Here is a 22,431-nt window from a genome sequence, read left to right on the forward strand (position 1 = left end):
CGGCCATGTCAGGCGGTCTCGACCGCGGCGATCAACGCGCGGCCCTCACGAGAGGTGGTGGTGATGGTTTGGGTGTGGATCACGGTCTTGGCGTCGGGGTGTTTCTCGGTGATCACCGCGGTCCACCGGTCCGGACCGGCGGGGGTGATTTCCACGCAGTGCTCGGTGCCGACCGGGACGGCGTCGATTCCGGCTTGGATTTCGGCGTCGCTGCCGAAACGTCCGTCCGGTGACAGCAGTGCGCGCACCGCGTTCGCGGTGCGGGTGATGTAGTAGGCGTATTCCAAGGCCAGGATCACCTGCGGCGCGAATTCCGGTGACCCGCCGCCGTTGCCTCGCAACCGTTGTGGACTGTCCAGGCTGGCGCACCACGCGGGTGCCGGTGGCGCGCTCGCGGCCGTCACCGCCGTGGGAGCCAGCGCTGTCGGCACGCGATCGGAATCCGGGCCCGCCCGCTCGGGAATCAACCAGAACACGGCACCGACGAGCGCGGCCACCAGCACGACAGCGGTGCTCCCGAGAATCCAGGTCGACAGCGGTGAACGTGATGGGGATGTTTCGCTGGGCGGCGACGGCTCCGGCCGGGCCGAGGGAGGAGCGACAGACAGTGGGTCGAGCCACTGGGCGTAACCGATCTCGCCCCAGCCGTCTGCGTTGTCGCGGGGTTCGGCGGAATTCGCGCGGGTCGGCGGTGTCGGAGTGATCCAGTCCTGCCACTGCTGCTCGTGGTGGTAGCTCCCGCGTGCTGGGTTGTCTCGGGCCGGGGTGGGCGCGGAACCGTGTTCGGCGCTGGCGCGCAACGGATCTGCCGCCGCGTCGGCTCGTCGTGGTCCCGGTGTCGTGGTCATCGGCTCGTCGGCGCCGGAGTGGTGGTCGCGATCGTCGGAGTCGGCGAGGGCGGGATTGACGAGGGTGAGGACGTTGCCGTGACGGAGGCGGTGTCGGGTGCGGCGGCCAGGTCGTCGGTGAGGGCTTGGAGCCAGGCGGTGGCGTATTGGACCGGTGACTGGCCGGTCGCGGTGACCGGGTCGGATTTGTAGGTGCCGCGCGAGGCGAGGGCGTCGCTGTAGCGGACCCAGTTCGTCGTGTCGATCAGTCCGGTGTTGTCGGTGACGGTGGAGGTCACCGCGGTGAAGGCTTGTCCGACCAGTCGTGTCGCGGTCGAGGGCGGCACCAGTTGTGGCAGCGCGCCGAGGAGTTTGGTGCCCAGTACCGCCAGTCCCGCAGCGGGATTGGACAACCCGGCTGCGGCGATTTCGGTGATATTGGCGGGGGTGAGAACGGTTTTCGCGACTGTGACGACGGCGTTGACGGCGATGGTGCCGATCTTGAGGACCGCTTTCATCACGTTGTCGATGTTCAGGGGGGTGCGGGGGTCGCTGGCCTCGGCGACCCGCTGCGCAAGTGAGGTCTGTGACGACAGCGACACCGACGACAGCGAGGTCCCGGAGACGTCGTTGTTGACCACCGAGGTCACGGTCTTGATCGCGGTGAATGCGAGTGCTTGGGTGACCGAGGCCAACGCCCGCAACGGGTCACCGCCGGAGTCCTCGGCTGTGCCGAGGATGTTGTCGACGACCCGCAGGATCGGCGCGTCGGTCGGGGTATCGCAGGCCAGGTCCCCCGCCGCGCAGAAGCTCGCGACCCGACCACTCAACGACCCGTAGCCACTCCTGGTTGTCGATCGGGCGGTGTTGATGCCCGCGCCGGTGGCGGGTTGTTGGACCAGTCCCGCGAGCGCGGTGACCGCGTCACCGGTGGTGCCGGGCGCCGGGTTCGGGACACTGCGGCCCGATGCTCCCGGCAGCAGTGGGGTGTTCGCGTCCCGGTCGGGGTCGCCGAACAGCACCACGGCCGCGACCTTGTCGGCGGGCACGCCCGCGCCACTGCGCCCGGTTTGCTGGGCGAACTGTGAGGCGACCTGCGCGCCGTGGGCGTTGCCCAGGACCGCGATCCGGCCCTGCGGGCACCGGGCCACGAATTCCGCGGCGACCCTGTTCAATTCGGTCACGCCTGCCGCGATGCTGCGCTGATACGGGCTCTGCCCGGCCTCGTCGGTGCCGACACCGTTCAAGGTGGCGGCGAACCGGACATACACGCGCTCGACGGTGCCTTCGGGCGCGGTCGCCAGCGGACGCAGTACCTCGCCGAGCAGTCCGGAGTCGGTGGTATCGGACCCGTCGGCCGATGCCTGGCCGGGGCCCTGCACGCCGATCGCCAGCAGGACCGGGCACGGCGGCGCCGGGTCGCCGCGTGCCACCGACACCGTCCCGCCGGTGGTGGCCGCGACGCTCATCACGAACGCCGCGGCCACCACACCGATCCCACGCACGCCGCGATTCACGTGCAGTCCTCGCTCACCGCTTCGGTGCCTTCACCGACCTCGTCGACGACGGGCCCGTCCTGCTGCGCGGCAGCGATGTCCTCACCCTCTTCGCTCGGCTCGACGGCACCGGCACCGGCGTCGGGTTCGGCCGGTTCGGGCGCGTCGAGGTTCTCGCCCGGCCCCAGTGCCGCACCCGCCGCCGCGCCCAGACCGGCACCGACCGCGCCACCGGCGACGATGGCGGGGACGCCGATCACGACCGCGCCCGCGATGCAGCCGCCCAGCCCGCCGACGAACGCACCCAGCGGTGCGGCGACGCCACCGGAGACCGCGCCACCGATCACTCCGCCCGCGACACCACCGAGCGCCATGCCGGCGAAGCAGCCACCGAGGCCACCGACCGCACCGGCGGCGTCGGCGCCGGTGACCGCGCCCGCCGCCGCGCCGACCATGGTCGCGGCTGCGCGCCGGTCGGAGTCGTCGGTGGAGAACCCGGCCGCGTCGAAACCGGCAGCGGCCCACCACTCGGCCTTGTCCGCCAAGTCCTGACCCACCGCCTGGACCTCCGGCGGCACCCAGTCCGGCACCGGCACCGACTCGGTACCCACCCGCAGCACACGCGGTACCGGACCCGACGGCGCGGCGGGTGCCGCTTCGGGAGCGGGTTCTGTCACCTCCGGCTCGGGTGCCTGTTCGGTGTCGTCGGATTCGGCCGGTGCGGGGGCCTGCACGACCGGGGGCGGTGTGGCCTGTCGCTGCGGTTGCGGCACCGTCTGCTGTTTCGGCTGCGGGCGCGGCGGGTTCGGGATCAGGTCGACCACGGTCGGCACATCGACCGCTGCCGGAGCCTGACCCGCGTCCGGCGCGGGAGCCGGAGCGGGTGTGGTCAAGCCTTGCTGCGGCTGGCTGCCCGGGGAATCCAGGCCCGGCTGCTCGGCGTGCACCGGGGCGCCCAGCAACACCGTCAGCACCGGCAGACTCGCCAGCGCGAGCAGAGTACTACGTCGTTTCCTCATCGGTCCCTCGTCCTGTTTTCGGTTGAGCGGGAATATGTTTCGAGATATCGCCGTCCTCGGGTCCGGCGATCGCGGGTGGCAGGGTGGCGGCAGTCGGCCTCACGGATGCTCGAGAGCCCTCCGGTCCCGGGGCGCAGGCGTCGGTGTGGAGCTGTTCGCAGACGGTGTTCAACCCCGCCGCGGCGTGCTCGAGGGCTGTGGCGCGCGGGAGTTCGCCGCGACGGCGGTGGGCTTTGCCGATCTCGAACAGCGCGCCACACAGTTGGATCACCAGCAGCAACGTCCGGGTCGGGTCGTCGGCGCTGTGGTCGAGATTCGTCAGCCCGAACGCGACGCGGGAAAGGTTGGGGGCCGCGCGGCGGCGCTGGCCCACGACCAGGTCCTGGGCGGGTTGCAGTGCCGACGCCGACCAGCGCAGCTGTAACGCCGCGGTCGCGAAGGGACCGTTCAGGTCGGGTTCGGCACGTATCGACCATGCCGCGAAAGCACCCGAAAGTCGCGCGGACGCCCACGCCCACTGCGACGCTGCCCGCGCCGGCGGCAGTCGACGTAGCTCGTGGGTGAATTGTGCGGCGTCGCTGAACATCCGAGACCACATCACCGGGTGCGACAACGCGATCCGGTCGCGGTCGAAGTCTCCCGGCGTGCGGGTGCCGTGCCACTGCCAGCGGGCAGCAACAGCGGCCTGAGGTCCTTGGTCCCACTGCTCGCGCAGCATCCCCAACCCGAGATCCAATCCGATCGCGACGTCGTGGCGGATATCTGCGGAACCGACCGGCGCCTGCACCACATAGCCTCCGGCCGACACGCGGTGATCGAACCCGCTGGCCCATACCGCCACCCCGGAACTGCGTAATCGCCGGACGAATTCCGCCTCGGTCAGACTCGCGACGGCCGCTGCACGTATGAGCAATTCGATACGTTCCCACGTGCGCGTGTCGTCGGCGTCGGTGTTCTCTGTCAACCACCGCCACTGACGGCCGGGATCATTCGTCATCCGTCGCCTCGCCTCGATGTAGACCGTTGACACTGAATCGGTTTCACAATTCCGAACAACAGCGACAGAACCAGTCCACGACAAGAGAATGTCGTTGCTGGCTACCGTCGATTCGGAATACCGCGAGTCAGTAGCTCTACTGACCATGCGGCGCTACATCCAGGCCCGCTACCGGCGTGACACTGGGAAACCCATCGCAATGGGCGCACCATGCACGATATTCCGCAAACAGCGCTCGCGCAATAGCATTCGGCGAGGTCACCGCGTTCGGTGAACAGCGACACAGCACAGAAGCCCGGAGAGGGCGAAACACACCCGCAGCGGGTGTGTTTCGGGTCGGAATTCGATCGAAATACACCCAAATTGGGGGAGTTCAGTTTATTGACAGCATCACCTGGGTCGTGGAAATCTTGGTCTCAGCAGAAACCCCCCTTCTGCTACGGAGTGCGAGTCCCCTTCCCATCCCTCGTGTATGGGGTATACCCCAGGCGATTCGTACGCGGTGCTGCCTCTCACCCCCCTGGAGGCAGCACCGCCCATGGGGAATTCCACACAAACGATCGGCGCATGCCGAATTCGGACCGTGTATCGACATCGCAAGAGTCGGCCGACTGTTCCCGCGCGAACGGCGATATGGAGCCGACCATCTCCCTGGAGGACCCGTGACCGCGACCACCCCTGCCCTCACGCAGCATCGGATTCGGCGCGAGTCGCTGATGTGCCGCAAGTCCTCACGGTGGATCAGTGCCGCTGTTCTCGTGCTGATGCTGGGTGGCTGCACCACCGACACAGGCCACGAGCAGGCCACACCCGCTGCGGCTTCCGCGTCGTTCACGATCACCCCCACGACGGCAGTGTCATCCCCCGCCGTCGTGGCCCCGACGACCACGGCGCCGACCAGCCCGAGCAGAACCGTTGTCTACGAAATCGATTCCGACGCGCCAGCGTTGAACTCGGTCACCTATTCCGACGAGGTGTCTCGCCTGATCCAGGACGTTCCCGCCGTGGCCCCGTGGCGCAAGACAATCCTCAACACCACCACCCTCACCAACGTGGCGTTGGGGGCGTCGACGACCGGAACCTGGGTCACCTGCCGCATTTTCGTCGATGGGGTCCCCCGGGACGAAAAGTCGGCGACCGGCCAGTACGCGACCACGATCTGCGCCAGCATCGGCTGACAGGGGCCTGGTCGCCAAACACCGCGTCGGCCGACGCGATCGCGACAAAGTCGTCTTGCGGCACCGTGCCGCGCGAACCTCGCGTGTGCGGATATCGGCGGAAAGCTCGGCCCGCGTGTAGCGGGATGCTGCGACCTGCGGTCGTTGACATCTAAGGCTGCGGCGTCGGCCGCACGGTCCGTGTGCCTGGCTTGGCCATTGCGCCCCAGCCGCACGGCAGCGCGCAGGTGACGTAGATCTTGGAGTCGACCCTGTCGTTGTCGTAGCGGCACACCGACTCCGTCGCGGTCGCCGCGTAGCCGCACTGCGGGCATTTGCCGAAGAAATCCAGAAGTTCCGAGACCGTGCCGGAGACCAGACGCGGTGCGGGCTTGGTCGTCCCCCGGACGCCGCGCTGCTCGTGGCGGAACTCACTTCGCATGGCGGACCTCCGATCGGGTCCCGCGCGGCGAGGGCCGAGAGCTGGTATTCAGTGGGGACCTCGCGGTAGCCACGGCGTGCGGTCGAGCGATTGTCACGGTGTCCTCGGATCTTGGGGTTCGCCCCGGCTGGGCTGAAAGCAGCTATTTCGTGGGGCAGGTTCAGGCATGTACTGTTTCCGGCCGCCGGAGACAGACGGCGCAGTCGAATCGGTCGCTACGGCGACGGGTTCGGCGTGACCGAAGCCGTTGATGTGAGCGCGGCCCACTGCTGGGCAGTGAGCCGCGGGGTTCATCGGAGGTCGGCGGATTCGTGGCGCGGTGACTCGAAGGTGGTGGGGGTTTGGGTTGCGGTCGTCGGGGTGCGGCGGGCGATCGCGATGACGAGCAGTCCGAGTCCGACGAGGGCTGCGGCGAAGGGAATCCATTGCTCGATCAGGGCGAGTTTGGTGGCGCTGCTGTCGAGGGCGGCGGCGGTGTCGGTAATGCTCGTCTCACTGGTGTGGGCGTCGAGCCTCTGCAGCGTGGTGACCAACACGGGGTCGGCGGTGTCTCCGATGACGGCGTCGATCCGCACGGTTTGGGTGAGGGCCAGCACGACGCCGAATGCGCGGTCGGCGCTGATCTGCCAGGTGGTGTGCACCGTGTAGGTGACCGGTGCCGACGTGTCGAAACGGGCGAGGCGGTCCGTGGGGATTCCCATGGCCGCCGCGACAGTGGTCGGCACGGATGTTCCGTCGGTGCCGACCGTGGAGCCGAACCCGGCACGCACCTGTGTCAGTAGGGCGGGGTCGGCGACCGCGCCGCTGCTCTCGGCGCCGAAGGTATCGGCGGAACGTCCGCTGATCGTCGTCGAGGACAGGTAGTTCAGCGGGACGGCTTGGCGGGTATTGGCGTCGAAGAGGTGGTGGTCGCGCCGGTCGAAGTCCCGTGGCAGGGCGAACACCGCGCCGCCGAGCTGATCGGTGACCTCGACACCGGAGGGCGGGTCAGCCTGTCCGAAGTCGTCGCGGTTCACCGCGTACCGGTGGACCTCGCGTGAGAGCGGACTGGCGTTGGTGTCTCTCGGCGCGGCGTAAGCGTCCGTACTGAGGGTGATCACCGCCGTGTTGCCTTCGACGGAGTCAGCTCGTACGCGGCGTTCCAGCACTATCGGCTGGTCGACGGTCTTGCCGGGCGAGGCCGGGTCCGGCATCGACATGGTCCCGTCGTAGGACGTGGTGTCGTCGAGGCTGCCCGGGATCTTCGTCAGGGTCGGTGCCACCGCGAAGTGTGTGACAGTGGCGGCGGCGAGCAGCACGATGCCGGTCGCAGCGAGGAGTATGGAGGATCGTTTCACGGGCATGTTCTGTTCCTTTTCGAGGTCGAAGCAGGTGACGGGCAGGAAATCTCGCCGTCGATCGACGCGGCGCGGCGTTGGTGTTGTGTGGTGGCCATACGGTGTGTCAGCGCGGAGCGCGTGTGGCGGCCCAGGGTCTCGGCGCAGCGGGTGGCGCCGGGCAGCAGGCGACGCGGGTATTCCAGCGCGGCGGTGGCTGCCACGGCAGCGATGACAATGCCCTGCGCGGTTTTCCGGTCGCTGAGGCCGAGGAAGTCGGCGTAGTGCTGGCCCAGGGCCAGGCGGGCGCAGGCGGACAGGAACTCGGTCACCGCGATTCGTCCCGCCCGCGAGAGCGGGTCTCGGCCGTCGCCTATGAGCACCGGGCCGATCGCCTGAATCAGGGCGTGGGCCAGTCGTTGTGAATCCTGATCAGGGTTCGTGAACTCGAGCTGCGCCTGGATCGACCAAAGTTTCCAGGCGTCGTTTTCGTCGACAGGGAGGACGGCTGTGTCGACGCCGAGCAGGTACCCGATATAGCGCCACTGGTGGTAGACCGCCGCGCGTTCACGCCGGGTGAATTTCAGGCCGAGGCCGCAGCTGCCGTTGAGCAGCGACCACCCGAAAAGCATTGTTGTACCTGACATTTGAGCCTGGTTGACCGGGTGATGCCAGGCGTCGAAGTCCCAGCCGGGTGTGGCGGCCAAACCGGCACGGACCTTCGCGTGCAGCAGCCGCACCCGCAGCGTGGCTTTATATCCCGGGGCGTCGGGTTGCAGGCCGCCGAGGTCGGTGACCTGGGCGAACCAGGCGGCAGTCTCGGCGAGCCGTCGTGGTGCCATGTGCTCGAGTTCGCCGGAAGCCACGAGGGTTTTCGCGACGCGGGAGGCGAGGTACCCGCCGAGCAATGCCATGGTCAACGCGGTGAATCCCGCCGCACCGGTGCGTGCGGTCACCCGGGAGGCGAGCTCGAGTTGGTCGGTGTCGACCCAGTAGGGCACGGCGAGCGAGTCGAAGAACGCGACCAGTTCGGGCGGTGGATCGGGCACGGCGTCGATGCCGTGCTCGATCGCGGTCTCGATCATTCGACTCCCGTGCCCGCCCGGCAGGCGGCGTGCCATCGCGATCACCGCGTCGGCGGGCGGGTCACCGCGGCGGGTGTAGCGCAGATAGGCCGCGCACTGTCCGGCGCTGGCCCGAATATCGCCCGGCGCCAGTCGTCGTGCCGCGAAACCCAACAGCCCGGCCGTCACCATCGGTGGATGCGCGAGCGCCTGCTCGAGACCGTTCATGTCGGGCTCACCTGATTCCGAGCAGGACCGGAGCGAGCACCCTGGGTCGCAGCAACGTGGTCGGTGGGTCGAGCAGCGACATCACCCGGGTGAACGCGGCCGCGATGGCGGCGTCGTGGGTGGCGTGGGACAGGACTCGGTCCAGGTAGCGGTGCTGCCACCGGGCCAAGGCACCGGACGGCCCGCCGATGGTCTGCGGGAACCGGGCGTCCTCACCGGCCGACATCAGCCACGGGTCCCGTGACACCGCCGCCACCTGCGCGCGTGCCACACGCGCGGCGTCGTGACCGATCCCGCCCACCCCGGCGACGGCGGCGTGGAGCGCGTGCGCGCCGAACGCCGCCGCGGTCATTCCTTGCCCGTAGACGGGGTTGAAGTTGGTCTCGGCATCGCCGAGGACGACCAGCCCGTCGGGGGCGTTGCGTTGGTAGTGCCGACGAACGCTGACACCGGGACGGAACCCTCGGATATCGCCCGCCGGAGTCAGACCGGCGATTGTCTCCCGCAGGATCGGGTCCCGCATCCGCGACAGCAGCGTGTCGAAACCTTGTTCTCCGGAGAGCTTTTCGGTTTCGGCCATGCTGCCGAGACTGCACAGCCATCGCCCGTTTTCTACGGGCAACAGCGAGCCGGTTCCGCGATGGAGGGGAGCTCGGGTCTGTAGGTACAGGGCACCGAATCCCGGGTCGGTGTCGGGATCGCGGTCGAACAGGCGGCTCAGGTAGATCACGTTGGGGTCGACGCGTTCTTCGGCGACCGGCGGGCACCGTAGTTCCTCGAGCCATCGGGGCAGTGCCGAGGAACGTCCGGAGGCGTCGATGACCATTTCCGCGTCGATCACCCTGCGCACTCCGGTGCCGCGCGCCACTGTCCGTACGCCGTCGACCACGTACGGGCCGCCTGTCAGTCCGACGACGTTGGTGCCCTGCTCGAAATGGATCGATGGTGCGGCGCGGACCCGCTGGCGGATCACGTGGTCGAGCAGTGCGCGGGTGCAGGACAGGAACGCGATATCGGCGTCGTGGCGGGCCATCCACCCGGCCGGACCGAGCCAGCGCAGCCCGGACGCCATCGGCACCATGGTCGCGCCCGCCGCCACGAGTTCGTCGCGGATCCCGGGGAACATCTGCTCGAGCAGGCGATGTCCGGCTTCCAGGAGCAGGTGGGCGTGGCGGGCTTGCGGTGTGCCCGCCCGGAACTGGGGTCCTTCCGGGTAGTGGTCACGTTCGATGACGATGATCCGTCTCGCGTGCCCGCGTAATGCCCACGCCGCCAACATCCCCGCCATGCCGCCACCGATGACTACTGCGGTGCCCCGACCTGCAGGTTCGCTCGTGCTCATGCCGACACCACTTCCGTGTCGCGGCGAGCATCGTCCGCCGGGCAGGCAGCCACCTGCGGCGCCGGTACCGGCTCGAACACTGTCGCCGGGTCTCGTCGTGCCACGTGGTCGAATTCGGTGGCGGTGCCGGGCCACGGCGCGACCACGCGCCCCGCCTCGGTGCGGTACCAGCTGGGTCCACCGTCGGGCCAGACAGTGCGGGACAACGCCTCTCGCAGCCACCGTTGATGTTCGGCCATGGCGGCGGCCGAGGGTTCGATCGCGTGGGCGCCGGATTCCTCGCACCATCGCATCGCCGCGAGGATCATGCGGATCTGTGATTCCTTGATCGCAATGTTGGAGCCCGCGCTGTTGAAAGTGTCGGGTCCGGCGATCATGAACAGGTTCGGGAACCCTGGCAGCGCCGTACCCAGATACGCCTCGGCACCGGCGGCCCACTGTTCGTGCAGTAGCCGCCCACCCCGGCCTCGGATTCGGATCGGTGCCAGGAACTCGGTGGCACGGAACCCGGTGGCGCACACCACGACATCGGCAGGTCGGGTGAGGCCGTCGACGGTCCGGATCGCGCTCTCGGAGATCGACTCGATCCCCGTGGTGACGAGTTCGACGTTGCCCCGGGTCAGCGCCGGATAGTAGTCGTCCGACAGCAGGATCCGTTTCGCACCGAGCGGATGCGACGGGGTCAACGCCTGCCGCAATGTCCGGTCGCGGACCTGGCGGCGCAGGTGAGCGCGTGCCAGCAGCTCGACCGGTCGCCTCGACCAGCCGCGCACCATCACCGGCCACAACACCGTCTGCGCGGCCGCGGCGACCGCCCACCGGTAGGCACGATGCGCGCCGGGCAGATATTTCAACGCCCATCGGGTCGCCGCGCCGAAGTCGTAGCCCGGTTTGGGCAGCACCCAGGACGGGGTCCGCTGATACACCGTGACCCGCCGCGAGGACGCGGCCAGGCGCGGGATCACTTGCACGGCGCTGGCTCCGGTGCCGATCACCGCGACATCACGTCCGGTCACGTCGGTGGCGTGGTCCCAGCGGGCGGTGTGGAAGATCGGGCCGGTGAACTCGTCCAGGCCGTCGATGACGGGGAGTTTCGGTCGGTGCAGCATGCCGACGGCGAAGACGACGTGGTCGGCAGTGAATTGTCGCCCGGTCGAGGTGCTCAACCGCCAGATGCTGTCGGGTTCGTCGTAGCGGGCGTCGATGATCGCGGTGTTCAGTTGCAGGTAGGGGGTGAGCCCGAAAGTCTCGACGACGTCGTGGAGGTAGGCGAGGATCTCGGGTTGGCCCGGATACCGCACCGCCGGATCGCGGTAGGGGGCGAAGGAGAAGCTGTAGAGGTGGGCGGGGACGTCGCAGTTGCAGCCGGGGTAGGTGTTGTCGCGCCACACCCCGCCAAGTTCGGTGGCTTTGTCGAAGATCGCGATGTTTCGGATTCCGTGGCGTAGCAGTGCCACGCCCGTGCCGATTCCGCCGAATCCCGCGCCGATGACAGCGACTCTGAGGTGGGCATCCATGAGAGGTGTTTCCTTTATCTCGGGTGCTGTCGATACCCACGCCAGCGATGAATGTGATTCCCCCGGTCGATCCAATCCCGCACTGCGGCAGCACCCCTCGCCACACCTACGGTTCTGCTTGCACCGCGCTCCGAGGAGGTCGGCTGTTCGGGTGCCTGTCACTGCTCGAGCGCCTTCGCCGCGCGGGGACGCCGTGACATCTCGGCGATGTGCAGGTCGACCATGGCTTGCGGTGCGCCGTCACGGGTCAGGACCACCCAGGTGGCGTTCACGGTGATCCACTGCTCGCCGATGCCGAACCGGATCCGGATGGTCGTACGGGCGTGGTCGTTCCCGGTGAGCAGGTCGGTGCGTGCCGCGCACACCTGTGCCCGGTCGTCGGGATGGAGGGTGGCCTGCTCGGTCACCAGCCGATGCAGTGGGGCGGGGCCTGCGTGGACCCATTCGTGGACAAGGCCCGATTTCAGGTCCACGACACCTATGCCGTGCCCGCCGCGCACCGGCAACCGACGTAGCAGTCGGATCGAGACCGGTGGCGGCGAGGGCGGATGCGCCACACTGACATCGGTGGCCACAGCACGCACCACCCGGGCCGCACCGACCCCGGTACTGTGCGCGGCGACGAACAATGAACGTTTCCGAGTAGTGGTCTGACGGATCGGTTGCTGCGGCGGTGCTGAAAGATGTTGGGGTGGAACGCGAAACGCGGAACCTCTGGCGTATGAAGGAGGTCCGACTAAAGATCAACTTCACAGAGGTTCCGCGCGTCATGAGTGTCGCATACATCGCCATCCTGCCGTTGCCCGAGTCCACCGTCGCCCACGTCGCGGGCTTGCTGGCCGCGCGCCGCCAGGCCTTGGGGACCCGCTGGAGGGCGTTGACCTGCCTCGAACAGGCAGTGCTGGGGTTGCGGTGGTTCACCGACGGCACCCGTGTCGAGCAGCTCGCCCTGGACAACGCGATCGGCCGCACCACCGCCTACGACAGCCTCCACGAGGTGATCGATACTCTCGCCGCCCAGGCCCCGGCCTTGCACAACGTGCTGCTGGCCGCGAAAGTCGCTGGGCACCAGCACATCAGCGTGGACGGTACGCTCATCCACACCGACCGGGTCGGCCAAGCCGGCCCCACCACCGCCAAAGCCACCTCGGTGCCACGCCGGGTCAAAGTCGACCTCTGGTGGTCGGGAAAACACGGCCGCCACGGCGGGAACATCCAGGTCGTTACCGCCCCGGACGGGTGGCCGATGTGGACCTCCGAGGTTCGTCCGGGACGTGAGCACGATGTCACCGCGCTGCGCGCCCACCCCGAGATGCTGCCCGCGCTCACGGACTGGACCGGTGAAAACCTGCCCGTGCTGGGCGATCTCGGATACTTGGGCGAGGCCACAACGATCACGGTCGCGGTCAAGAAGCCCAAGGGCGGGCAGCTGACCGACGAACAGAAAACGGCGAACAAGGCCCACAACCAGGTTCGCGCGGTCGGTGAGCGCGGTAACGCACTGCTCAAATGGTTCAAGGCATTGCGTCGAGTCAGCTTGTGCCCGTGCCGGATCGGTGCCATCGCCGCAGCCGCGCTGGTGTTGCTGCATCTTCAACACGGCCGCAGCGTCTGACCGTGACACGCCGCTACTCGGAAAGGCTCAATGTCCGGCGGGCCCGCGTCACCAAACCACTGGTGACGACGGTGCCCACCCAAGAACGCGGTTCGGCGGTGTCATCGAACAGAGCGAGTAGCCCGTTGCGGTCCTCGACGTGGTCGAAGTGTCGCATCAGGTCCGGCAACGTCCGCCACCCATCGGTGACCTGGTCGCTGTCGATCATCCGCTCGAACACACCCGAGGTCAGGCCGACCCCGCGACTACCGACGGGCCAAAGCACCGTCCCTACTGCCGGTTTGGGCGGGATCGGCGTCGTGCTGGCCCCTGCCCACATCTGAACAGCCAGAACCTCCTCACCGACCGTGACCGGGACCGCGATGATCCGCATCGGCTCGCTCGAGGCGCGGTGTGCGGTGGCGGTCTGTTGATGTCTGGTAGCGATCGCGGTGGCGATCAGCGACGGCAGCCGACGAGCGACCGCGCTGCTACCGGCCAGGCGGGTGCGTTCGAGTCGGGTACGGCGGCGTGGACGCTGGCCTTCGGCGATCACCTGGTACGTGTCGGGACCGTCGGAGGTCTCGAGCAGCACCCACGGCGCTACCGGGCGGTCGTCGTCGCGGGTCTGCGATGGTGCGAGTTCGGATTCCGTCGTCACCGTCATCGCTCTCCTGCCCGGGGCAGACCCGCCATGGCAGGTCGGCGGTCGCGCGGTCGCATGCGATAGCCCGCGTCGATGGCGGGATGGCGGGGACGGTGCCCGACGAAGACCAATGCCAGGTTCGCGGCCACCACCCCGAACCCGATACCCGCGGCGACCATTGATGCGGCGGTGTGGGACATCATCGCTGCCGCTCCTGGTCGTCGACGGGGCGAACCGGCGCGCGGACAGGTTCGGCGGCGGTCAGTCCGATCACGGCATTGACCACGACCACTGCCGCTGCCAGTCCCAGCAGTCCTACGATCTGCGCGGTCATCTCCACCACCGATCCCTGGCTGCCGGTTCGAAGGGGTCGATGGTCGAGAGTGTCGGGTACCGGCGGCGGGTTCTCGTTCCTCGCAGAGAGCAGCCAACCGTGCGTGATCGGTCCCGATATCCGCAGCAAGACGCCGGTGCGGCGGTGAATTCCGCTGCGGGGCAACTATTTCGCCGCGTCGAGACGACAGGGTTGTCTGTTGTGACCGGTACACGTTTCCCCGGTCGCCGGTGCCCTTCCCACCCTCGGGTGGTCGTTGCGGATTCGGTCCGGACAGCAGCGGGATCGCGAGGTCGCTCGACGCTCGAGTGCCCCCGGTTTCCTGGCAGGGTTGTCATGTCGAGCTCCCCTGCGCCGGTTCGGTGATCCGTGCGCGGGCCGAGGCCGGGATCAACGCGATCACGACACCGGCGGTGGCGAGGGTGGCGGCCAGGATCGCCCAGAACGGAAACGTCAGATCCAGCAGATCTGCGAAGGTCAGCGCGGCACCCAGGCCCGCGGCTCCGGCCGCGCCGCAGACCTGTCCGACCAGGGTTGTGCGTGCGCCGGATGCCGGGTCGGGGGTGGCCGGGGCGAGGTCGGCGAGTGTGGCCAGTGTCGTTGTGCTGGCGCCGATCCCGACGCCGATCAGGACGACCGCGCCCGTCCAGGCCCACCACTGCGGTTGCGCCCTGACGATTTCGGTGTAGATCAGCGTGAGCCCGGCGGCCACCGTCGCGAGGCCGGTGACACCGGCCACGATCAGCGTGGAGGGTCGCGGGTGTCGGCTTCCCGGGAGCGAGGCGAGGATCGCGGTCGTGCTCACCGCTCCGGCACATCCGGCCGCGTCGAGCCAGTTGACGTGACCGGGGCGGGGCATCAGCAGCGATGCCGCCAGCAGGTATCCGAACGCGCCGACCCCGGCCACGATCGTGGCCGGGGTCGTCACTGTGATCGTCCGAAACAGCCAGTTCGGTCCCGACGTCGACTGCGCAGCCCTGGGGACGGTCCGCAAAACTGCCACACCGATCGCGAACAGTCCGATCAACAGGATCAGCCACGACAACGGCCCCGGCCATCGTCGAGCACCCGAGGCCGCCGCGACTACCGCGGCCGTCGCGCCCGACAGCAGCAGCCCGCCCCGGTAGTCCGGTCTCGGCGCGGACCAGTTCCGTCGCGGACCCGGTAACACCGATACGGCCACGACACCCAACGCCACGCACACCGGCACGTTGATCGCGAACACGGCCCGCCACCCCACCGCATCGGTGACCACGACACCCAGTGCGGGACCGATCACCGCTGCCACTGCCGCCGCACCGGCGAGAATGGTCATGGCCTGCTTGAGCGAGGACGCGTGCCTGGTCGAAGTCAGGGCGGCGGTCGCGGCGGCGACCAGCAGCGCGGCGGCCATGCCCTGGGCAGCGCGGGCACCGACCAGGACCGCAGCGGTGGAAGCGAGCGCGCACACCCCGGACGCGATCGCGAATCCCACCAACCCGGTCACCAGACTCGGCTGTATTCCCTGGCGTGCCACGACCGCGACCGCGACGGCCAGCCATGCCAGGAACGTCACCGCGTACGCGGTCGTCGCCCAGCTCACCTGATACGCGGGCGCGGACAGATCCTTGCCCAACGCCGCGACCGGCAGACTCGACACGACAGCGCCCAGCGCGGCGACGAACACCGCCACACACGAGATTCCCGCCACCAGCGTGTGCGTGCTCACTCCACCGAATTCGTCAGCGGCGGTGTCGTTTTCCGCAGCGGTGTTCACGGCGCACCGCCGGACAGGTCTTGGGACAGGGCCGCGAACCAGTCCGCTGCGGTGCCGGTTTCACCGGTGGCGCCGTAGCCGGTGTGGTTGGTGATCACCGCGGCGTAGTGCGCGAGGGTGGCCGGGTTGAGGATGTCGGCGTTGGCCGCCAGCTCCGCACCGATCGCGGCTCCGACCTGACCGGCCAGACGCGGGATCTGCCCGATCGGGTCCGCGGCGATCGCGGCCATCACCTGGGCCGACTTGTCCGCCGCGGCTACGGCCTCGGCGGGATCGGTGACACCGCCCGGGTCGGAGGCCTCGGCCAGGCGCTGCGACACCGTCTGCCCCGGAACGTAATTGACCTGCCCGGCCTCTACCGTGACGTCGTTGAGCAGCACTTGTGTGCTCGCTTCGGCGGCGGTTTCCTGCATTGACGCGGTGATCGAGGTGGCGGCCGCGATCGGATCACGCAAGTCGGACTGGGCCGCGACACCGGCGGCGACCTGCAGGGCCGCGGCGTTGGCGGGGGCATCGCAGGCGAGGTCACCGGCTGCGCAGAACTCACCCACCCGCCCCTCCAAAGCGTTGAAATCGGTTCCGGTATCGGCGATTCCGCCGCTGCCCGGCACCGGGTCCAGGTGGATCGCCGCAGTGGCGTCTCCATCGGTGCCCGGGGCCGGGTCCGGACTGACCTGACCGGGCCGACCCGGAATCGGGTCCGGGCCGACGGGGCGGGTCGGGTCGCTCAACAGCGCGACCCCGGCGACACGATCCGGCGCGACCGGTCCGTTGCCCGCACCGACGTCCTGGGCGAAGTCCGAAACCACCGCGGCGCCTTGGGAGAAGCCCGCGACCGCAAGGCGCGTGTTCGGGCACTGCTCGACCGCCGCGGCGGCGGTGTCGTCGAGCCGGGAGCGGGCATAGGCAACGGAATCGGCGTAGCTGGCGGTGCCGGGGCCGGTGCCGATCGCGCCGCCGAAGCTGGCGGGGTAGCCGATGTAGACACGGTCGATATCGACCCCGGCGGTCAACATCGGACCGAACATGGTGCCCAACATGCCCGTATCCAGACTCGGGCTCGCCGACGGCGAACTCTCACCGGTGCCCTGCACCCCGATTACCAACAGTCCGGGGCATCCCGGCAACGCCAACGCATCAGCGGCTGCTGTCCCCGTCCCGGCGGCGACGAGCGCCACCGCGGTCACCGCCGCGGCCGTCGCGCTCCACGCACCGACCTGCACACACCGGCGGGATCGATCACGACGGCTCATCGCAGGCCCGCCGTCATCGCCGAGCAGACACCGGCGGCGAAAATCATTCCGGCGCAGCCGGACTCGTGCGTCGGTCGGGGGTTACGTACTCGCATGAAAGAGAACTCCTCATCGAAGGTGTCGACGCGCGCAGGACCGAGCCGTACGCGCGGACGAAGAAGGTGACAGCGTCGACGCCGCCGGTTGGCGTGATGTCGCGGGCGGCGCCGACGCTGCGAGAACGGCGCCATCAGCGCCGAGGGGGATCGATCAGATGGGGACGCCGAAGCTCCGCAGGATCGTCAGGCCCCACCCGATCGAAGAGACCACGTTGGCGACGAACGTGGAACCGGCGTACAGAATGCCGAGTACATCCATTGACAGTGTTCCTTTCGAGAAACCGAGCGCGAACACCACGCATCGGCAAATTTCGGACCCAGCCCACGAGAGGCCCCGTCGAGATGTCGTCGGGAACCGTCCACAATCCAGATAGGCGCCACAGAGTCGCGCCTATCTCGGCGATGTGAATTGACCAGAAGCGCCGTCGAACCCCTCCGAAGCGCACCCTGTCAGCTGTCCCGAATTACGAGCTCCACGTCCCTGATCTGCCCCGAATATCGGACTCGCGGCGAACGATTGAAGCTAGATAGCAGTCTTGGACAGGACTGCTGCGCTGTCAACGCCCACAATCCCCCCAAATTGGGTGCATTCAATACTCGCGCACCCGAAAACAATTGATCCGTGCATAAACACACCCGCAGCGGGTGCGTTTCGCCCCGCCAACTCCCCCGCCGCGGGTGCGCTTCCGCAGAATCGCTGCACACTAGGAATCGAACCATACCTACCGTGCTGTCAACCCCGCTTTGCGCAGCAACGAAAACCGCTGGCCGCAGCCAGCCGTCGGCCGCGACACCCCGCCAACCCGGTGTCCGGCCTGGTCACTCCCACGACGACCGGTCGAAAGGGCCCCGCTGCGGGGCACCGCGTACCGAAAGTCCCCCAAATTGGGGGAACTCGCTTTCTCGAAAGCCCACTACTGTGGGTCGGTTGTCGCCGAGTCCGGGCAACAGCGCCTCACACCACCGAAGGGAGCCCACTACCGAACCGGCACAGCATTGCGCACCGACCTGTTGCCTCGACCTAGGCGTGTACGTCTCGGCATCTGCCGGAGAGGAGACCATGGCCAATTCCAGATTCGCTATTCCACCGCTCAATACCGGCAGCGAACCCTCACGCATCGGCGACTATGTGCGATGGATCCGCACCAGCGCCAGAATGACCCGCCCGGATTTCGCGGCTGCCATCGGCGCCCATGCCGGCGCGGTCCAGAAATGGGAGCGACACGAACGAGAACTCTCACCGGAATCGGTCGAGCGGATCCTGACGAATATCCCCGACAGCAGGATCGTCGCCGAGGCGCTTGTCGCGTTGGCCAGACCCGAAATCGATCCGGTCGCACCACGATATCGGCTGGCCGCCGTCACCGATGACGACCGAGACCACCTCGAAAACCAGCGCGGTCCTGCCGCGCTGCTCGAATTTCCCTACTCCGACATCGTGGCCGTCAACCAGCAGTGGGCTTCATGTCTGCCGAACTCGGTCCCCGTCCCCCGCTCCCGCGGAAAGCCGAGGCCGGTCAATCTCATCCAATACCTGCTCAACGACACCAGCCAACGCATCGAGAACCGTCTCGACCTCGTCCACACGCTCCTGTTCGAACTGAGGATCATGCGACCACTCGCCGATCCCGAACGCTTCGCCGCCTTGGTCAAAAAGTACAGGCGCGCAAAGGGTTTCGATGGGCTCTGGCACACCGACCCGCCGCAGGATGTGATCGACGACGCCAGCATCACTCTCTGGGACGCCGAGGACGGTCGCACGATCAGGTACCGGGTTCGCAGCAGTCGCCGTAACCAACATCTACGCGGGCCCGCGCACACCGTGTACGCCCTCTACCGGCCACTGCCACACTCCGGGCCCGGCAACGAGGTGCTGCGACGGTTACACAACTGCGCGGTCACGACCTATCAACGAGACCTCGCGCCGACGAACACCCCCATATTGGGGGCCTCGCGACGTTGACTACCCCATCGAAAACCTTGAATGCTTACCCGCAAGCATCGATCGCCGAACGCGACACGCACTCGGCGAGTACGCGACCATGAACGAACGGGGGGAATTCACACACACTCACCGAACCGGTGAACCTCGAAGCCGAATTCTGCGCGTGACTTCCTCTGTCGCCGTGCATATCTGCGGACTTCGAACCGCGCTGTTTCGTGTCCTTCGACTTACCGCCTGCACCGCACCGAGGAGTATCCCGACGATCCAACAGGCCGGCATGTAGGCCTGGGAGCGGATTCGATCCGCGCACCGCACAACTCGATACGACAGTTCGGCACCCCGGAAATGTCGGAAGCCCCTGGCAGGCAAGGCCAAGGGCTCCACAGTCCAAACATCGGCAAGGCCGCACGCCTCACCGCCGAACTGACACTCCCCAACACGAGAGGACCAGTCGTGAACGACAGGTCTCACGATACCGCATGCCCCCAGGCCGTGTCAGCTACCCGCAGAGCATGTTCCGCGCCGTTACTCGGCGCGCTCGACCAGGTACTGTTCACCGCACCGTACGTATTGATCAAGCCCGACAACGACAGCGCGGGAATCGCCCGCGACCCGCACGAGGCCAGCGCCGCGATCCGAGACGGCCCAGCCGTGTCTGTCGCTGGAACGCTGAGGCCAGGGATATTGGCCGCCGACCTCGATCCCGATCCCGCCGACGAGATCCTCGCCGATGTCTGTGCGGAGATCCTCGTCCGCTGGTGCGCCGAGAACCAGCTGCCCTACCTGGTGCGTGAGTCCGGTCGCCCGGGAGGCCGCCACGTCCTCACCGTCGCGCCCGATCCACAACACGACCAGTCCTGGAACCGACTATGCAGGACACTGGCCCGACGATTCCGAGTCCCGATCGACAACCGCAGCGGCAAAGCGTTGCGGCTGCTCACCGCGCCCCACCGGGCCGGACTACCCGCTCCCGTCATCACGACAACGATGACACCACGCCACGTCCTCGAGGCCCGATCGCCGCACACCAGAGTGAGCTATCCGCGGCCGCCCGTGCGTCGCTCACCCGGGCGTGCGGTGATCGGGCCGCGAGATCAGTCCCGGTCCGGACGCGAATACGGACTCGCCTGCGCGATGGCCCGGCTGGGCTACACCGCGACACAAGCGTGGAACCACCGCGGGTTTGCCGCCGGGAAGTCCGCTCAACGCGGGCAACGGTGGTGGCGACGCTATCTCTGGATGCCCGCGGTCACCACCGTGGCCGCCGAACAAGGCGCCACCGCCGAGGATGCCTGGCAGCGAGCGCAAACCGCGGCACCGTCGGGCTGCCGCAGACTCACCCGCGACGGATGGCAAGGACTGTGGGAACGCGCCGTCGCCGAATCCCACACCGACAGGCCTCGCCGCTACCGTGTCGACACACTCACAGGCCCACCACACGACTCCGAGATCGAAACCTTACGAGCAGGTTTGCTCGGCGCCGCCCACGCTTCCGCAGCCGTGCGTGCCCGTCGACCTCAACAACGCCACAGCGTCGCCGCTGTTCTCTACGCCCTCGCACCAGCGATAGTTCGACACCAGGGCGCCATCAGCATCCGAACCCTGGCCCTACGTGCCCGACTCGACCCCAAGACCGTGCAGTCCGCCCTCACCATCGCGATCAACGCCGGTCTGCTCGAGATAGCCCACACCTTCAGACGCGGTGCCACGCCAAGTCGCAGCTACCGCACCGGAGCGGCCGCAGCTGCCTATCTCGAGCAGACGGGTCAGGAAACTTCCCCCAGTAGCTGTAGCACCCCTCCCCCACTCGGGCACTGCAACCCCGAACGCCTCCACCAACGCCTACACACCGACCGCCTGCGCTGGACCACCACACCCCTGCCGCCAGCTCTGCCCATGCACTGTCCCGAAGCGAAAGTTCTACGCAGCTACCGGTTCCAACGCACCTGGTGGAACACTCGTACCCCCGCCGAGCAGACCACGCACCGCAGACACCGTCGACGGACGCTGCGCACCCTCGACAGCGCAGAACTCCTCAGCTGGCGCACGTGGCTGGCACGACGTGAACAGATCACCCGGGCCGCCGAAAACGCACTCGCGCACACGGCGAACCCGCGAGACTGGACCGTCCTCGCCACCGCGCCAGCAACTCTGCATCGGGGTATGCAGCACTTTCGATGCGGAACACACCAATCGCCAGAACCGTCGACGCCGACCGTGGTGGTCACCGCCAGCGAATGTGACATCGCGCCTCAGACGATTGATGGTTTCGGAATCCCCGAAATGCACCCAAATTGGGGGACTTCGAGTGGTTGTCACGGCGAAGCCGGTCCAGTTATCTGGAAAGACCAGAGAAGGTCACCGCCCGGCAACCCCGATCAACACCCACCGGGTCCTTCTCTGACCCGACCAACCAAATCCGGTCGCCTCACGGCCGGTCCTGCGACGACGGGAACGCTGAGCCGTTCCCAGACGGAGACCTCCCTCATGACTGTCCTCGGCGACCGACGTCTACTCACCCCCGCGCCCCTGCGCAGCACACGAGTCGGTGATCTGACAGTCACCTACATCCCCGACGGGCACACGCCGTTGGATGCTCGAAAGTGGTTCCCCGACAGCACCGAAGGGTTCTGGAACGACAACAGCGACTACCTCGCCGACGGGTCTCTCACCGCCAGCGTCGGCGGACTGCTGATCCAGCACAACGACCGGGCGATGCTGGTCGACGCCGGGTTCGGTCAACCGTTCGGGTTGACCGAAGTAGAAACGGAGTTCGGTGCCCTTCGAGGCGGCGCGATGCTGGCCAACCTCAGCGTGCTTGGTGTCGACCCGAGCAGCATCGACACCGTCGCGATCACCCACCTACACGCCGACCACCTCGGCCTACTCTGGCAAACCCCACCCGGAATGAGCACACCACCACTGATCAACGCGAAAGTCGCTGTCTCCACACCCGACTGGGGCCGCCACGACCTCGCCCACGACCAAGGCACACTGGCCGCGATGCTCGAACCGTTCGCCGACCAGGTCGTCACCGTCGACCCCGGCGACGAGATCTTCCCCGGTGCGCGAGCGTTCTCGCTACCCGGACACACCCTGGGCCACCTCGGCTACGACATCGTCTCCCGCGGCGAACGCCTGATCGTCCTCGGCGACGCCATGCATTCCGACCTGCAGATCACTCACCCCGGCCTGGTCTGCGCCGTCGACCACGACCGCGCGCAGGCTGTCGAGACCAGACACCGGCTCATCCGGGAGCTCCAGCAGCCCGCGACGCTGGGCTTCGGGGGTCATTTCGCCGACCGTCAGTTCGGCACCGTCGCCGACCAGGACGGCATCGCTCGATGGATTCCGGTCACGCACTGAGCTCACCGCCGAACAGGCTTGCGGTAGTCTTCGG

The 22,431-nt window shown here is 67.9% G+C and carries 19 protein-coding genes; 4 read left to right on the plus strand and 15 right to left on the minus strand.

Annotation, left to right across the window (positions count from 1 at the left end; all coding sequences use genetic code 11):
- Positions 1 to 8: 8 nt before the first annotated feature.
- From OG225_RS40715 to OG225_RS40730, 4 genes are read right to left on the minus strand one after another with little or no spacing between them, the layout of a single operon-like run.
- Positions 9 to 848, minus strand: a complete 840-nt coding sequence (locus tag OG225_RS40715; RefSeq protein ID WP_331758384.1) for a hypothetical protein — start codon at positions 846 to 848, stop codon at positions 9 to 11.
- Positions 845 to 2,344, minus strand: a complete 1,500-nt coding sequence (locus tag OG225_RS40720) for a cutinase family protein (protein WP_331758385.1) — start codon at positions 2,342 to 2,344, stop codon at positions 845 to 847. Before OG225_RS40720 ends, OG225_RS40715 begins: the two co-directional genes overlap by 4 nt.
- The gene (locus OG225_RS40725) at positions 2,341 to 3,342 is read right to left on the minus strand and encodes a hypothetical protein (RefSeq protein ID WP_331758387.1); all 1,002 of its coding nucleotides are present in this window, start codon (positions 3,340 to 3,342) and stop codon (positions 2,341 to 2,343) included. Before OG225_RS40725 ends, OG225_RS40720 begins: the two co-directional genes overlap by 4 nt.
- A complete protein-coding gene (locus OG225_RS40730) occupies positions 3,326 to 4,339 on the minus strand; it encodes a hypothetical protein (protein WP_331758389.1) in 1,014 nt (337 codons plus the stop codon). The genes OG225_RS40725 and OG225_RS40730 overlap by 17 nt, the downstream gene beginning before the upstream one ends.
- A gap of 662 nt (positions 4,340 to 5,001) precedes the next feature.
- Here OG225_RS40730 and OG225_RS40735 point away from each other — a divergent pair.
- On the plus strand, positions 5,002 to 5,517 hold the full coding sequence (locus OG225_RS40735) for an MmpS family transport accessory protein (protein WP_405183634.1): 516 nt from the start codon (positions 5,002 to 5,004) through the stop codon (positions 5,515 to 5,517).
- 151 nt (positions 5,518 to 5,668) lie between these two features.
- Here the strand turns inward: OG225_RS40735 and OG225_RS40740 are convergent, their stop codons facing one another.
- The 6 genes from OG225_RS40740 to OG225_RS40765 all read right to left on the minus strand — a co-directional run bounded on the left by OG225_RS40740 (position 5,669) and on the right by OG225_RS40765 (position 11,980).
- Positions 5,669 to 5,938 carry a hypothetical protein gene (locus OG225_RS40740; protein ID WP_331758392.1) on the minus strand — a complete coding sequence of 90 codons (270 nt, stop codon included), beginning with the start codon at positions 5,936 to 5,938 and terminating at the stop codon, positions 5,669 to 5,671.
- 290 nt (positions 5,939 to 6,228) lie between these two features.
- Entirely contained in the window at positions 6,229 to 7,281 is a 1,053-nt protein-coding gene (locus OG225_RS40745; RefSeq protein ID WP_331758393.1) for a porin PorA family protein, read from the minus strand.
- Entirely contained in the window at positions 7,272 to 8,546 is a 1,275-nt protein-coding gene (locus tag OG225_RS40750) for an oxygenase MpaB family protein (RefSeq protein WP_331758394.1), read from the minus strand. The genes OG225_RS40745 and OG225_RS40750 overlap by 10 nt, the downstream gene beginning before the upstream one ends.
- Before the next feature lie 7 nt (positions 8,547 to 8,553).
- Entirely contained in the window at positions 8,554 to 9,888 is a 1,335-nt protein-coding gene (locus OG225_RS40755; protein ID WP_331758395.1) for an FAD-dependent monooxygenase, read from the minus strand.
- A complete protein-coding gene (locus OG225_RS40760) occupies positions 9,885 to 11,405 on the minus strand; it encodes an NAD(P)/FAD-dependent oxidoreductase (RefSeq protein ID WP_331758396.1) in 1,521 nt (506 codons plus the stop codon). The genes OG225_RS40755 and OG225_RS40760 overlap by 4 nt, the downstream gene beginning before the upstream one ends.
- A gap of 158 nt (positions 11,406 to 11,563) precedes the next feature.
- Complete coding sequence (locus tag OG225_RS40765; RefSeq protein WP_405183635.1) at positions 11,564 to 11,980, minus strand: hypothetical protein; 417 nt, start codon at positions 11,978 to 11,980, stop codon at positions 11,564 to 11,566.
- Between the two features lie 194 nt (positions 11,981 to 12,174).
- On the opposite strand from OG225_RS40765, the gene OG225_RS40770 reads away from it, so the two are divergent.
- Positions 12,175 to 13,020 (plus strand): transposase family protein, encoded by an 846-nt coding sequence (locus OG225_RS40770; RefSeq protein WP_331758801.1) that lies wholly within the window; start codon positions 12,175 to 12,177, stop codon positions 13,018 to 13,020.
- A gap of 13 nt (positions 13,021 to 13,033) precedes the next feature.
- Here OG225_RS40770 and OG225_RS40775 read toward each other — a convergent pair whose 3' ends face one another.
- The 5 genes from OG225_RS40775 to OG225_RS40795 form a co-directional block, all read right to left on the minus strand.
- On the minus strand, positions 13,034 to 13,666 hold the full coding sequence (locus OG225_RS40775; RefSeq protein ID WP_331758400.1) for a GAF domain-containing protein: 633 nt from the start codon (positions 13,664 to 13,666) through the stop codon (positions 13,034 to 13,036).
- The gene (locus tag OG225_RS40780; protein WP_331758403.1) at positions 13,663 to 13,848 is read right to left on the minus strand and encodes a hypothetical protein; all 186 of its coding nucleotides are present in this window, start codon (positions 13,846 to 13,848) and stop codon (positions 13,663 to 13,665) included. Before OG225_RS40780 ends, OG225_RS40775 begins: the two co-directional genes overlap by 4 nt.
- Positions 13,845 to 13,979: a hypothetical protein gene (locus tag OG225_RS40785; protein WP_331758406.1), complete on the minus strand. Its 135-nt coding sequence runs from the start codon at positions 13,977 to 13,979 to the stop codon at positions 13,845 to 13,847. Before OG225_RS40785 ends, OG225_RS40780 begins: the two co-directional genes overlap by 4 nt.
- 334 nt (positions 13,980 to 14,313) lie before the next feature.
- The gene (locus OG225_RS40790; RefSeq protein ID WP_331758409.1) at positions 14,314 to 15,735 is read right to left on the minus strand and encodes an MFS transporter; all 1,422 of its coding nucleotides are present in this window, start codon (positions 15,733 to 15,735) and stop codon (positions 14,314 to 14,316) included.
- Entirely contained in the window at positions 15,732 to 16,988 is a 1,257-nt protein-coding gene (locus OG225_RS40795; protein ID WP_405183636.1) for a cutinase family protein, read from the minus strand. The genes OG225_RS40790 and OG225_RS40795 overlap by 4 nt, the downstream gene beginning before the upstream one ends.
- 1,158 nt (positions 16,989 to 18,146) lie before the next feature.
- Between OG225_RS40795 and OG225_RS40800 the strand changes: the two genes are divergently transcribed.
- Both OG225_RS40800 and OG225_RS40805 read left to right on the plus strand, forming a co-directional pair.
- The gene (locus tag OG225_RS40800; RefSeq protein ID WP_331758414.1) at positions 18,147 to 19,049 is read left to right on the plus strand and encodes a hypothetical protein; all 903 of its coding nucleotides are present in this window, start codon (positions 18,147 to 18,149) and stop codon (positions 19,047 to 19,049) included.
- A 435-nt stretch (positions 19,050 to 19,484) separates the two neighbouring features.
- Positions 19,485 to 22,397 carry an MBL fold metallo-hydrolase gene (locus OG225_RS40805; RefSeq protein WP_405183637.1) on the plus strand — a complete coding sequence of 971 codons (2,913 nt, stop codon included), beginning with the start codon at positions 19,485 to 19,487 and terminating at the stop codon, positions 22,395 to 22,397.
- Positions 22,398 to 22,431 lie beyond the last annotated feature (34 nt).

The organism is Nocardia sp. NBC_01377, from assembly GCF_045040005.1.
Lineage (GTDB): Bacteria > Actinomycetota > Actinomycetes > Mycobacteriales > Mycobacteriaceae > Nocardia > Nocardia noduli.